Raw genomic sequence first — 13360 nt, 5'->3', positions numbered from 1 at the left:
ATAATAAACAAAAAGCACCTAGAAAAAGGTGCTTTAAAAATTGATGAGATTTGGTTTGCCCGACAATTTTTTAAGGATTGTAATTATTAGTACGAACACTGCGAGCTCCAGTTACGGCTCCAATCATTGAGGCTATTAAACCCAACAAAGAACCAAACACAAACCACCACAATCCCGAACGTAAATTAGCTGCCGCATCACGAGCTTGTTGGGCACTTATGTTTGCTTGTGGTACATTAACACCACCTTGCTGTTGTACCTGGTTTATGACTGCCCCAGCGTTGGAAGCAGCAACACCAAAAGCACCAGATACTCCACTTGCTAACAGCCATGAGCTTACTGCTAAAGTAGTTGCCCAAAGAATTGCGCCGTTAAGAAGAGCTGTATTACGCTTCATCGGTCCACAAGCACGGGCTGTAATCCAACCACCAGTAAATAGGGAAATTAGTAGAGCTATGGTTGACCAAAGCCCCGCATTACCAGCAGCGTTAGGAGCAATTGATCTCGGCGCACCTGAACCTTCAACCGCACCTGCTGCAAAAGCACCAATTATAGCGCTTAAAATTAATTGAGTGGCTAAAGAAACCAACAAACCAGAAATAATCGGACCCCAGCGAACAAGATCATGATATTCAGCCACTCGGGCTGCTACCACCGGCTCATTAGAAATAACGTCATCACCTGCCCGATTTACGTATGACATAGCTTTTCTACTCCAGTGCTGTTTCAGCAGAATTTATCTCAATGTATATTCATGTTTATGCTTAAAATTAAACAATTAAATCATCTTTTTTCATATCTATCAATAGAAATATTTAATGAATATATCTTTAGTGATAAAAAACAAATGCCTTTAACAATTTTTAATCAAATTTAGTATTTATTTATTCTTTAATGATTCCTTAGAGCTTTTTCAGATAAATTATGAAGTTAAAATACAGTTATTAACTACTATAGTAATCCATCTGAAATTTGGAAAAAATTAGACTTAATACAAAAGTTTGTAACCCTGATTAGAAAATCCTCACAAAGTAATTAGATAGTCAATAAAAGATTAACGCATTCTGACAGCAGTGCCTGTAGCAGTAATCAGCAAAAGAACTCCTGACTGGTCAACATTGATTGTGCCAGTATCAATTTCAATCCCGATTACAGCATTTGCTCCTAAACGTTGTGCTCGTTGTTCTAATTCTTCTAGTGCCTTACGTTGACCCTGCTCAAATAGTCGCTCATAACTAACAGTGCGTCCACCGATAATATCTCGAATACCAGCCAAAAAGTCCCGCAAGAAATTGCTGCCGTAGACGACTTCTGCGGTAACAATGCCTAAATATGACTCAATAACGGCTCCTTGAATCACATCAGTAGTAGTTATAATCATAAATTAGCCTCCCAAATAACATATAGCTTGATATTTATTATTAAAATACTCTAACAAATGTAAATTTATTTCCACATATATAATTAGCCTGGGTTGAGATAGGTTTGATAAAGATATTCTCACACAATTTTAGATTGCGATCGCTGATATCGGATATGAAATACCATTGGCGGATCGCCTATTTAGAATTAAGTAAGATATCTGTTGTTTTTTTGGCAATTATAAGTATAACTACTGTCAAAAAAGAGTGTACTTTTGGTATTCTCCGAATTTATATGTAGAGTAAGCTCATTTCATCATTTATACCTAGCACTTGAGCTTTCAGTAAAAACTCTGTGATCTGGCACTGATTGTAAAGGAAAGACTGGATGAACAATTAACATCTTAATGAATACGAGTAAATACAGTTTTCAAAAGTCTATATTTTTGTTTTAATGTACAAGAAAAAAGTCATCTAAAATTTCAGGAAATTTACTGTGTACAAGCCAACATCATTTGTGTTTAGTGTGGTGTTATTAGGATGCTTTGCGTTCAGTATACCTTCAGTGGCTCAGGCTCAGGTATTAGTGGCACAAGCCAAAAACCCGCAGTTAAAGCAACTACTAGAGGAAGGACGGAGGTTAGTGAATGCCGCCGATTATAATGGTGCGATCGCAGTTTATCAGCAAGCAGCTAGCCTAGATCCCAAGAATGCTAAAATTCATTCAGGTATTGGCTACTTATACGCTCAACAGGGAAATTACCGGGCGGCATTAACTGCTTATCGTCGGGCGATCGCTATCAACCCTAACAATAGTGATTTTTACTACGCTGTAGGTTACATCAAAGCAAATTTGGGCGATACACCTGGCGCAAAGGAAGGCTACCGTCGTGCCATACAGCTGAACCGTAACAACGTTAACGCCTATTTAGGATTGGCTGTAACGCAATCTCGTATGGGAGACTATAGTGCAGCTACCTGGGCATACCAACAAGCAATCGACTTGGATAAGAACAATGCTCAGACTTATGAATTGATGGGTTCGATGTATAAACAGCGACGACAAGCCAAACAAGCGAACAGCTTGCTTCAAAAAGCCCGTGACTTGTACAAGCGGCGCAATGACTCACAAGGAGTGGACAGAGTAGAAGCCATGTTGCGACAGTTAGGAGGATGAGGTTAATCTAACTGGCGTCCCGTTAATTCCACAAAAATATCTTCCAGGTTAGAGGGACGCACCATCATTCCGGTTTTATCGGGCTGTTCATTCAAGTAGACATTTGCTGCTTCCAGGGATGGGAAAAACAAATATTCCCAACCACGAGCGCCATCACTTCCCACTTCAGATAAACCTAATTGCTTCATCACCAAACCTTCACCGTGAGCAGAGCGCAGCTGTTGTAAAGTTCCCAAAGAAATCAGCTTACCGCTATCCATAATACCAATGCGTCCTGGCTTGGTAGAGCCAAAGGCATCGCACAAAAATTCGACCTCATCCATATAATGGGTCGTTAGTAGCATCGTCATCCCCTGCTTATTCAAATCCCGAATAATTTCCCAGAGGCGTCGCCTAGTTTGGGGGTCTAGTCCTACCGTTGGTTCATCTAAAAACAGAATTTGCGGTTGATGCAATAAAGCTCTCGCAATCTGCAACCGTCGTTTCATACCCCCAGACAGGGTTTTTACCAAATCATCACGTTTTTCTGCTAGCTCAACATACTCTAGCCATTGATTAATTAGTTTTTGTCGCTGCGGGTTGCTAATGTGATGTAGTCTCCCATGCAGTTCCATATTTTCCCAAACGGTTAAATCGTTATCCACACTGATTTGCTGCAAGACTACACCAATACTCTGTTTTGCCAACATTCCTTGGCTCATCACGTCATATCCACCTACTTCTATTCGTCCTTGGGACGGTTTCGTGAGTGTAGTCAGCATCCGAATTGTGGTTGATTTACCCGCACCGTTCGGGCCAAGTAAAGCAAATATTTCCCCCGCTTCAATTTTGAATGACAGGTCATTGACTACAGGTACATTGTTGTACAACTTGTAGACGTTTTCTAGAAAGACAGCAGCTTTTTGAGTAGACAAGTTTTCAACTAAATTCAATAAATTGATATTAACATTCGTGAACAACAATATTCCCGACTTCTTTGGAAAATCGGGAATCTGAGGCTTCGGTTTGAACAAAATCAAATAAGATTCATATAGCGATTTTGATAGTAAGCCAAAATTTGGTTAACTCGTTGCCGACTTTCTAAACCAGAGTTTGCTGTCCACGAGATGGACAAGCCAGCAATTTGACTTTGATTGTAATCAAACTGTGGGGATGACTGGGGAATTAAATCCACTTCTACCCCTTCGACTTGACATAAATGAGCTGCTATCTCTCTATAGACTGCTAAAGGCAAACCAGCGAATTCAATTTTTTCCTTAGTCTCCATCTTTATGAAGCTCCAACATTAGAAGGATTTGAGGGGGGCGTTGTCACTGAAACAGGATTACCGCTAGCAGGTGCAGCTGACGGCGTTGAATTGACTGCCCCTTCCCCTACCATTCTGGCAACTTCAATACCATATTGTTCGAGAATCACGATGGGGTTGTAGCCCTGATTCATTTCAATACGTTTAACCAGTACGCCATCTGCTAATCGCTGTCCCGCCTGCACATAGCGACTCGTCGGCTCATCCGGTACTTTGATTATTGCCTGTGGTTCCTTACTAATTAGAACTACACCAGTCACAAGCACTGCCCTTGCTAAATCAGGTTGTGCTGGCAGTGGCAATACAGATACTAAAGTCGGGTTGGAGACAACTTGAGGCAAAACTTTAGGCAAGACTGAAGTCAAGATAGGATTGACTTTTTTTGGTTTTGGTACAGAAAATTTTGGTACAGAAGATTTTGGGACAGAAGAAACGTTATTTTTCTTTGGATTTAAAGCTATACTGCGTGTTGGAAGTTTTGGTGCTGGTAGTGATGCAGTCGGGAGCTTAGGCACCACGGGAACAGGTCTTCCTGATGTTTGAAGCATTCCGGGAACTATCTGCCCGAAAAGTTGTGCAAATGGGTCACTTCGATTTTTTGATAGCACAACTAGCCGTGCCCGCTCTGTAGCATTAGTGGATTGAATCAAGTTAACAGATGCAGGAGTAACTTGTGAAACCTGTTTGTCTGGTATGACTGGATTCTTAAAGGATTGAGCCGATGGTGGCAACTTTGCTGCTATTTTGGGAATTGGCACAGGATTGATGGCTTGTTGTGTATCTTCAGAAGCACATCCAGCGATCGCCAAAGTTAAAATAGCTGCAATTGTAATTTTTGAATTTATGCCCATGAGCTGTTCTCAAAAGCCATTGGAAAATTTAATGGTGGAAATAAACAAGCCTGAAATTTGTATCAAAGGCAAAGTATGTTCCCTTTATAACCTAATTTTTTACATTTCAAGGGTTATTTTTAGCACTGCCTACCCAGCATAACTGCGGCTTGGTGTTTGCAGTCAATCTTCTGCCACACCCATAAGCTCTTTCATCAAATCCAGTCCTTTCTTGACTCTACGGGAAACTGTTACTACACTGATTCCTAGATGTTCTGCAACTTGTTTTTGTGTCAAATCCTGCAAAAACACACATTCCAATACATCGCGGGTGCGTTTTTCTAGCTGAACTAATGCTTGTTGTAAGCGAAATTGGTCTTCTTGTGCTAGTTGAAAGCTACGATAGTGAGGATCTGGAACCAATTCTCCTAAACAGGTAGAGCCTTCTTCTCCGTCTTGGACTGGCACATCAAGACTTAAGGGAGCGCGATTGATCCATGCTAATTTAATTTCTTGCCATTCGTTTGGAGAAATTTCCAGTGCTGCGGCTAATTCCGAGTCGTTTGGTTGGCGATTATGTTTTTCACGCCAAGAACGTGAAACTCCTATTGCTTGCTGTTGCAGAGCTAACCACTTCCGAGGAATTCGCACGGTGACACCTTTATCTCGGAGATAGTGTTGAATTTCACCCCGAATATAGGGAAGAGCATAGGAACTGAAGGCATGTCCCTTGGAAAGTTCAAATTTTTCAATAGCTCTGATTAAACCCAAACATCCAACCTGGAGCAAATCATCGTAGGTTTCATGACATTGATTCGTCCAGTAGTGAGCTTCTTTTCTCACAAGCCCAAAATTGAGTTCTACTAGTTGATTGCGGACATTTTCTGACGGAGATTGCTGATATTCTCGCAACAACTGCCAAATTTCTTGTTTGAGTTCGTTGGTGACTGTGGTAGGCATAGCACCGTGTTGTATTGAGCAAAGAAAGAATTGATTATTCGCTTTTAAATTAAACTGCGATCGCACGACATCTAAGACAATATCGTGCTATATTTCCTAGCAAATACTATGTAGCTAACAAAGTTTTTTCTCTAAAGATTCCAGAGGTTGCTTGAAAATCGAGCCAAATTTAAATTGGTGAAATCGGTCTTTAGTTTGTTATTTATCTTTGGTATGACCTGTAGTTTTTTTAGAACTACATACAAATAAAATATAAAATTAATTACTAAATATCAAACCGAGATTGTACTTAATTTGAATTAATTAATAATGAAGTTAATTTAGAGAAACAAAACAATAGTGTTCAGTATTTTGTTGGATCAGCAAAAGTTGAATTGACAGTAAAATTACGTGTCCATTCAACTGGGATTTATCCAATCTTTAAAAATTACTAATAAAAATTAAAAGATACCTAGTATATTTACTCAGGACAATAACAAAGGGCGAGATGCCCTTTGTTATATTTACAGCGCTTTTCAAGTGATTGAACTACACTACTTATGACTCACCATTGCCCATCTCAGTCGTGGTCTAGATCCCTCAAAACTGCTGTAAGTACATGCGTTACTTGAGAGGATTTAGGCACGATTCGGTTCAACCCGTGCATAAAATAGACCGCGAATCTTGACTTCTTTAGGTTCGCCAGCACCTAAATCTGTATCAGATGGCTGTTCGCTCTCGAAAGTACCAGCAATTTCACCACTAGAGTTATCTACTTTGGCGATTCGCAGAGAAATCTTGCCATTTAGATTTTCAGCACGCTTGACGTTAGTGCGAGTAAGTTCTTCATCATCTGCTTGGGCGGGGAGAGCCACGGCATTATCGTAGCCACTGACGACACCACGACCTTTAGGATCTAGGAAGGCAGCACCACGATAGGAAGGAACTTTGAAAGTGCCTTCAAAGTCCGTGGAGGTGTTAATACTGGTCAAACTGGGTTGGCTTTGAGCAACCAAGTCTTTGATGGTGAACAGGAAAGGTACTCGCTCACCACCAGGAAGTTGCACAGTGATGGCTTGGAAGTCAAGACCATCAGTTTCCGCAAAGGTTAGGCTATTATCTGCGTTGATTTTTAAGTTACCTTGCACCTGGTCAATGGTGGAAGTGTATCTGGTCAATAATTTGCCAGCAACAAATTCTGCTTCTTGCCGTTTATTAGCAGGTTCTTCTTTGATGAAGAAGCTGGTTGGTTCCAAGCAAAGTTCTTTGATGGCATAGGACTGGCTAGAATCAATGGGAATGGAGCCACGGCTTGTTTCTGTTAGTTGGGGGCATTTGTTAGCCAAGCCAGTCCCGCGAATTTGATCGTAAGTGAGTACATCTCTACTACTACTACTAGCAGGAGCATCACTACAAGCAGTTATTAGCCCCAGGCACAAAGCCAAGAATGCAACAATTAAAGCGCGATACCTCATGGTCAACCTCAATCTCAAAAATTAATAGATTTGTTGTAAAACTGCATCGAAGCTTTGATCTCTGATGAGAAGCCGCTACTCTGCGAAAAGCTATTTTTGGTCGGACACGGCTTTGCTCTGATTTCCAGAGTTGAACCAAGTGTTTGGGCATCTAGATTGTCTGCTTTGCACTTTGCTCTTGCCTATGGCAAAAGCGGTGTCGCCCAAGTCTTTTTGTATCATGTATGTGACGCTACTACATACAGCCCATTTTTTTATGGGGAAATCAGCCAGATCATACGATTTTTTTTAACTCAAAATCAAAGTACTCTTAATCAAAAAAGTCTCGTCCTGATCACATCTAGCTGCTGTGGAGTCTATGCTAAAGGTTACTACGCTCTTTTCGGAGCGATCGCAATTGCTTTTGATAAAGATACAAATCTAGTTATATTCACCCCTGAATAGGGCAAGTGAGGGGATGCGGGGACAGGGGTGATGAGAGGAATCTACACTGACAAGCTAGGGAAAATTAAAAATCTCCGGTAAATTTGAGTTGGCCTCATTATTTATACGGAAAGGGTGGCATGAACAATAATCAAGAATCAGGAGAGTTGTCTTGGAAACAGCAAGCGATCGCAACTGTGGTGTATGATGCTGTTCAGGATTGTCAAGGCGATACTGAAGCTCTTTTGGCTTTGCTGCGGCAATTGGAGCGGTTACACCGAGAGATCCGGGATGGGGTTTTTCAAGAGAGTTTGCCTGTTAACCGTCGGCAACTCTACTCACTACTGAAAGATATTGAGTGTGAGGGAGGCTGGCCTTATATTGAGCGGATGAGACTACAAGCATTTTTAGCGAATTTGCCACAAGAGACTCCCGAAGAAAATAACAATGAAGTTTTGGAGAGCGATCGCTCATGCGGCTGATCATCTCGAAATAAGTTTCTAGCTCTAAATTAACAACTCTGAATCGCCTCATCAACCGCTAAACCAAGAGCGGTTGCTGGTTGAGGCTTCAAATTAATTCGTAATTCGTAATTAAAAAGCAATACGCTTGGGTTTAACGTAGTGAAACCCAACAAAGTCCCGAAAATGTTGGGTTTAGTCCCTCAAACGCCACTTGTTTCAAGTCAGGAAACCGCAAGGGCGTAGTGGCTCCCCAACCTACACTGGTTTTGGTTTTTGGCTTTAACCCAAGCGTATTGAATTAAAAAGGGTTTTTAGTGGTTATGCCATCACAAAGAAGGCGATCGCGCTCCTCAAGATTGCGGTTGTGCTTGAGGTAATCGCCCACCCAGTCGCAACCACGAACAAGCAGATCATCAAGATTTAAATTCCACAAAATTATCGTCTTGTCATCACTAGCTGATGCTAGTGTTTGACCATCTGGGCTAAAACTGACACTTAATACCGAAGAGCGATGCCCATTGAGACTTTTAATTAATTTGCCGTCAGTGCTCCAAAGTTTCACTGTACCGTCCCAACTGGCGGCGGCGAGTAATTCACCATTGGGACTGAAAGTCACGGCATTGACGCTATCGCTGTACCCTTTTAATAAGGTTTTTAATAACGTACCATCCCGTCGCCACAGTTTCACGGTGTTATCCCAGCTGGCAGAAGCCAGTAACTCATCATTGGGACTAAAGCTGACACCCATCACCCAGATGCCATTGGGCGAGAAGGTTTTGAGTAAAGTACCATCCCGTTGCCAAAGTTTAACAGTTTGGTCATCACTGGCAGAGGCTAAAATCTGACTATCATGGCTGAAGCTTACACTATTTACCCAACCCTGATGCCCCACTAAAGTTTTGAGCAACTTGCCCTGACGGTTCCAAAGTTTGACTGTTTTATCTTTGCTAGCTGATGCCAACAACTGACCATCAGGACTGAAATTCACGCTCGTCACACTATCGCTATGCCCGTAGAGAGTCATGATTAAAGTACCGTCAAGCCGCCAAAATTTCACTGTTTTGTCAAAACTTCCTGAAGCCAGCATTTCACCTTTGGGGTCAAAACTGACACTAGAAACTTGATTTGTGTGCCCCACTAAAGTTTTGTAGAGTCGGGTTTTAACCTCGCCATTACTGGTGTACCGTTGCCAAAGTTTGACAGTGCGATCGCTACTACCAGAAGCTAGCATCTGACCGTCGGGACTCCAAGCAACGCTCAAAACTCGCTTGCGATGCCCTTGAAGAATAGACGGTGTTGGGGCATCTAAACTCCATAGTTTCACACTTTTGTCATAACTTCCTGATACCAGCAATTTGTTATTTGGACTGAAAGCGATGCTGACAACACCATCGCTGTGTCCTTTGAAGGTTTTGAGTAAAGTACCAGTGATACTCCAGAGGTTTATGGTTTTGTCTTGACTTGCAGAAGCTAACTTTTTACTATCGGAACTAAAGTTCAAACTCCACACTATATCGCTATGCTGCCGTAAAGTTTTGTAAGGACGAAAGTCAAAACCGTCTTTAGTGCTGTTAGTTTCCCTCAGCCAAAGTCTTACTGTTTTATCTCGACCTGCTGATGCCAAAAATTTACCGTCAGGGCTGAAAACAGCTACAGTTACACCCTGCTGATGTCCCTGCAAAGTTGTAACGAGACTACCGTCCCGGCGCCAGATTTTCACTGTCTTGTCGTCGCTGGCGGAAGCGATAAATTGACTATCGGGACTGAAGTTTACCCAGTTAACCCACCCTCGATGTCCTCTCAGTATTTTTACTAAGCTACCGTCTTTGCGCCAGAGTTTTACGGTTGTATCCTTACTACCAGTAGCTAACAATTCGCCATCAGGACTGAAATTAACGCTATAAACCCAATCTCCCTGTCCTTTGAGGGTTTTATATGGCTTGGGGTTAAATTCACCTGTAACCGGGTTTTTGTGCCAGATTTGCACTGTTTTGTCGAGGCTGGCGGAGGCTAGGCTTTGACCATCAGGGCTGAAACTTACACAGGTGACAGCATCAGTGTGACCTTTGAGGGTTTGGAGTAAGGTTCCATCAGGACGCCAAAGTTTCACCGTTTTATCTAGGCTACCTGATGCTAGCAACTGACCATCTGGGCTGAAAGTTACTCCCCAGACAACATCTGTGTGTCCTTCTAGGCGGTTAAGCTCCGTTACGCCATAAACTGCTTGTTGCAGGGCTGTCACTACCCGCATTCGGGTATCTGGCTGCACATCATCTGCCTGTTTAAGTCCTCTCCAAGCCCGCAAACCTTCCAATAGGGCATCAAACTGTTTATTAGACGCAAACAAAGCTTCGCTACTAGCAGCGATCGCACTAATTTTCAAGTTGCTTTCACTGCGTTCAGCTCGTAGAGTTTGGCTAATGGCTGCTCTTTTTTGCAAGTCGGCTTGCCACCATAACGCTGCTATTGTTCCCCCCATGATTGCCAGAATTGCGCCTGCTACCCGTGCTTCCCGCAGTCGCCGTTGCAATACCAAATTGAGTTGCTTTTGGCTAAATTTTTGGGCTACTTCAGCTTTAGTTTTTTCAAGTTTGATTTTTTCTAATTCGGCAAGTATGCCATAATTGTTTTTCTGGCGAATTGGTTCAACTAAATAATCGTGAACTAGCTGGTAGCGATCGCCTAACTCTTCTCTGATTCTCAACACCAACCCTGAACCCACCAATATTTCTAAAATCAGTTCCCCAACTGTGTCAAAGCTTGAGATTGTGTCTATATCATGATTATTAACTAATGCTGCCGCTAAATCAGCTTTAGTTTTTAACGGTCGCGTCCCCTTTTCATCAGTTAACTCAAATAATAATTTCCAACTTAACTCTTCGTTCTCCTGACCGCAGTCTTTGATAACTTCCCCAAGCCACCGTTCCACCAATTTTGTCGAGCCACCGGAAAGTTTATATTGGGCAAGTGTGGTAATGTTTTCTATTTGTAGTTGAGCGCCAACTATTTGTAATTCAATTGGATGTACTTCGTCTAGTTCTCCTGTCAAATCCTGGACTAATCGGTTAATTAATTCATCACTCAGTTCATAATGTGAACGTTGAGTAAGACTATGAATTATGGCTTTGGCATCCTGGCTGGAGAATTTTCCTAAATAGTAGCGAATGTCCTTATCGAGAATATTTTTATTAATTACTCCTAAATCATATAATCCAGTACTATTTTTCTGGCTCAAACGTTCAAATTCTAATAAATGATGTAAATAATCTTCTCTTAATGAAAGAATTATTTTTACAAATGAAATATTTAAGCATTCAGTAAAAAAATTATAAAATTCTATTCTGTGTGTAGGAGGATTACTAACAAAGAAAAATTCTTCAAACTGGTCTAATATGAGAATTATTGTATAATTGCGCTCAGATGCTAACCGAATTTTTTCAAGCAGTATAGTGGGTGTAGAGTCAAGACTAACCGATATTCCTGTGTATGCCAGCGCTTGGTTGATACTGGTTATCAAGATTGTAATCCAATCAGTGTAAACAGATAAAACAATAGGTATAGGAATACGTTCACCCATAGCTTTTCCCTTTAGTGCTGGGACTAAACCAGCTTTGAGAATTGAACTTTTCCCTACACCTGATGGCCCATAAATTACTGTGAGTTTGTAGTCAGCGCGGGTAATTCTTTCAATTAAGCGATTGACATCTTGCTGCCGTCCAGAAGCAGATATTTCTTGGGCAATTTCTTCAGGAATAAACGGGATTTTGTGAGGTTCCAATACTGGGTTAATTCTGGGGCGTTGCGGCTGCAATTGACTTGCCCCGATGAAAGCACGAAAGCCATACTGATGTTCTATTTGAATTTTTTCTTGCTTCAGCTTAAAGGCTTCTGTATAGTCATGACGGTCAAAAAAGTAAAGCGATCGCAGTTCCTCTAAAATCTCTAAGTAAAGTGATGGCTGATGTTGTAGTTCACAAACTACCCTCGCCCATTCCAAGTTATTGATCGCCTCCTCCGACTCACCCAGATGCCGTTGTGTACGTGCTAGCAAGAGAAGATACCAACTTTCTTGTCGTCGTCTTCGCAAAGCGTCTCGCAGAGAAACTTGTGTTACTTCTTCGGAGATAGAAAGTGCTGTATTCGCTAATTCATAAGCCAGTAACCAATTCGACTCAGAAGCCGCCACATTTGCTAAAAAGCCATAATTTTGAGCAACTTGTGCGGGAGTTCCATAAATTTGATGCAGACGTAATGACTTTTGAGTTAATTCTTTTAAGTCATTCCAGGCTTGTAAGCGTTGCAGCATTTCACAAGCGGGCAAAATAAATTTAGCAACTAAGTCTTCTCTTTCTACCTGCTCCAATAGCTCCAAACATTGTTTAAACCACAATAGAGCATGTTCACAATAGCTACTATTAGTATTGTGGTATAAATCTGCCATTCGGTGATAACACAGCCCCAGGTGGAATAGTACTATTGCTTGCTTGAGTAAAGACGAAGTAGAGATAGGGTGAGGATATGAGAACAGGAAAGAAGAATTACTCTCCCACTCTCCCACTCTGCTTGCTTCCTGTTGCCATAATGCTAGGCTTCTTTGATAATTGCTTAAAGCACCATTAATTTGATCGTTGGCATATTTATCTCGCCCCAACACAAATTCTAAACTAGCTTCTAATCCTGGTGTTAATTGAACACCATACAGTCGCCGTAAATCATTACGGGCTGATTCTATTTCGTGGCGATGTTGGGACTTGGGATCTAAATCGAGAAGGGCATTAGATAAAAATGTTTCGGCACCTGCTTCTAAAACTTTGTCAAATAGAGATTCTGCCTCTTGATGGATCAAAGCAATTAAATCTGCTTTGGCCATTTCAAATTTAATCGTGGTTACAGCCCAGCTTTTGAAATCAGGCGCTAATCTTGAAAGCAATGATGCTACTTCATCTTGTAGCCATAACACCACTGGGAATGAAAAAGTCGCGGCATAGATATCTCGTGCTTGGTTGATGCCTGTAAGTAAGTTTTCCAGGTCGGTAGTTGACTCAATACCGAAAACCATCACAGCAGATGGCAAAGAGTCTGTAAGGACAGCAGGATTATCTAAAGATAATTCTGAGACTATTGTGCTGTGTAAGGAAGTAGTTGATGGATTGAGAACGATTTCTCTGATATAGACGTCTTTGGTGATCGAGCGAATATTCTCTAACATTTGCTCACGTAATTGCCCATAGTTACATCGAACTAAAATCAGGGCAAATTGACTTTCGGAAAGCGCGATCGCTCTAATCAGTCTTTGCAAAGTTTGCTGATTTTCTTTGCTGTAGATGTGTAGCTGGTTGTCATTAGTCATTGGGTATGGGGCATTGGGCATTGGGCATTGGGCAT

General features: G+C 41.6%; 11 protein-coding genes. 3 read left to right on the top strand and 8 right to left on the bottom strand.

Annotated features, from left to right (window positions below):
• Positions 1 to 70: 70 nt before the first annotated feature.
• Both V7K31_RS31035 and V7K31_RS31030 read right to left on the bottom strand, forming a co-directional pair.
• On the bottom strand, positions 71 to 703 hold the full coding sequence (locus tag V7K31_RS31035) for a hypothetical protein (protein ID WP_335100284.1): 633 nt from the start codon (positions 701 to 703) through the stop codon (positions 71 to 73).
• A gap of 351 nt (positions 704 to 1054) precedes the next feature.
• Entirely contained in the window at positions 1055 to 1381 is a 327-nt protein-coding gene (locus tag V7K31_RS31030; RefSeq protein WP_335100282.1) for a YbjQ family protein, read from the bottom strand.
• Between the two features lie 476 nt (positions 1382 to 1857).
• On the opposite strand from V7K31_RS31030, the gene V7K31_RS31025 reads away from it, so the two are divergent.
• Entirely contained in the window at positions 1858 to 2538 is a 681-nt protein-coding gene (locus V7K31_RS31025; protein ID WP_335100280.1) for a tetratricopeptide repeat protein, read from the top strand.
• 2 nt (positions 2539 to 2540) lie between these two features.
• On the opposite strand, the gene V7K31_RS31020 is transcribed toward V7K31_RS31025, so the two are convergent.
• The 5 genes from V7K31_RS31020 to V7K31_RS31000 all read right to left on the bottom strand — a co-directional run bounded on the left by V7K31_RS31020 (position 2541) and on the right by V7K31_RS31000 (position 7088).
• Positions 2541 to 3452: an ABC transporter ATP-binding protein gene (locus tag V7K31_RS31020; RefSeq protein ID WP_335100571.1), complete on the bottom strand. Its 912-nt coding sequence runs from the start codon at positions 3450 to 3452 to the stop codon at positions 2541 to 2543.
• 101 nt (positions 3453 to 3553) lie between these two features.
• On the bottom strand, positions 3554 to 3805 hold the full coding sequence (locus V7K31_RS31015; protein ID WP_335100278.1) for a hypothetical protein: 252 nt from the start codon (positions 3803 to 3805) through the stop codon (positions 3554 to 3556).
• 2 nt (positions 3806 to 3807) lie between these two features.
• Positions 3808 to 4695 (bottom strand): hypothetical protein, encoded by an 888-nt coding sequence (locus V7K31_RS31010; RefSeq protein ID WP_335100276.1) that lies wholly within the window; start codon positions 4693 to 4695, stop codon positions 3808 to 3810.
• A gap of 162 nt (positions 4696 to 4857) precedes the next feature.
• Positions 4858 to 5634: an RNA polymerase sigma factor SigF gene (locus tag V7K31_RS31005; protein WP_335100274.1), complete on the bottom strand. Its 777-nt coding sequence runs from the start codon at positions 5632 to 5634 to the stop codon at positions 4858 to 4860.
• A gap of 617 nt (positions 5635 to 6251) precedes the next feature.
• Positions 6252 to 7088 (bottom strand): photosystem II manganese-stabilizing polypeptide, encoded by an 837-nt coding sequence (locus tag V7K31_RS31000; protein WP_335100272.1) that lies wholly within the window; start codon positions 7086 to 7088, stop codon positions 6252 to 6254.
• A gap of 54 nt (positions 7089 to 7142) precedes the next feature.
• Here V7K31_RS31000 and V7K31_RS30995 point away from each other — a divergent pair, with 54 nt between their 5' ends.
• Positions 7143 to 7532: a hypothetical protein gene (locus V7K31_RS30995; RefSeq protein ID WP_335100270.1), complete on the top strand. Its 390-nt coding sequence runs from the start codon at positions 7143 to 7145 to the stop codon at positions 7530 to 7532.
• Positions 7533 to 7651: 119 nt separating this feature from the next.
• Entirely contained in the window at positions 7652 to 7993 is a 342-nt protein-coding gene (locus V7K31_RS30990; protein WP_335100268.1) for a hypothetical protein, read from the top strand.
• A 280-nt stretch (positions 7994 to 8273) separates the two neighbouring features.
• Here V7K31_RS30990 and V7K31_RS30985 read toward each other — a convergent pair whose 3' ends face one another.
• Positions 8274 to 13325 carry an nSTAND1 domain-containing NTPase gene (locus tag V7K31_RS30985; protein ID WP_335100569.1) on the bottom strand — a complete coding sequence of 1684 codons (5052 nt, stop codon included), beginning with the start codon at positions 13323 to 13325 and terminating at the stop codon, positions 8274 to 8276.
• Positions 13326 to 13360: the final 35 nt, after the last annotated feature.

The sequence above is a fragment of the Nostoc sp. genome (assembly GCF_036917675.1).
Classification (GTDB): domain Bacteria; phylum Cyanobacteriota; class Cyanobacteriia; order Cyanobacteriales; family Nostocaceae; genus Nostoc.
Note: the sequence above shows the minus strand (reverse complement) of the source record. Positions and strands in the feature narration are given on the sequence as shown.

Coding starts and splice junctions, on each gene's coding strand:
- V7K31_RS31010 (WP_335100276.1), bottom strand. CDS start 4,695: ATGGGCATAAATTCAAAAATTACAATTGCAGCTATTTTAACTTTGGCG.
- V7K31_RS30985 (WP_335100569.1), bottom strand. CDS start 13,325: ATGACTAATGACAACCAGCTACACATCTACAGCAAAGAAAATCAGCAA.
- V7K31_RS31035 (WP_335100284.1), bottom strand. CDS start 703: ATGTCATACGTAAATCGGGCAGGTGATGACGTTATTTCTAATGAGCCG.
- V7K31_RS30990 (WP_335100268.1), top strand. CDS start 7,652: ATGAACAATAATCAAGAATCAGGAGAGTTGTCTTGGAAACAGCAAGCG.
- V7K31_RS31030 (WP_335100282.1), bottom strand. CDS start 1,381: ATGATTATAACTACTACTGATGTGATTCAAGGAGCCGTTATTGAGTCA.
- V7K31_RS31015 (WP_335100278.1), bottom strand. CDS start 3,805: ATGGAGACTAAGGAAAAAATTGAATTCGCTGGTTTGCCTTTAGCAGTC.
- V7K31_RS31005 (WP_335100274.1), bottom strand. CDS start 5,634: ATGCCTACCACAGTCACCAACGAACTCAAACAAGAAATTTGGCAGTTG.
- V7K31_RS31000 (WP_335100272.1), bottom strand. CDS start 7,088: ATGAGGTATCGCGCTTTAATTGTTGCATTCTTGGCTTTGTGCCTGGGG.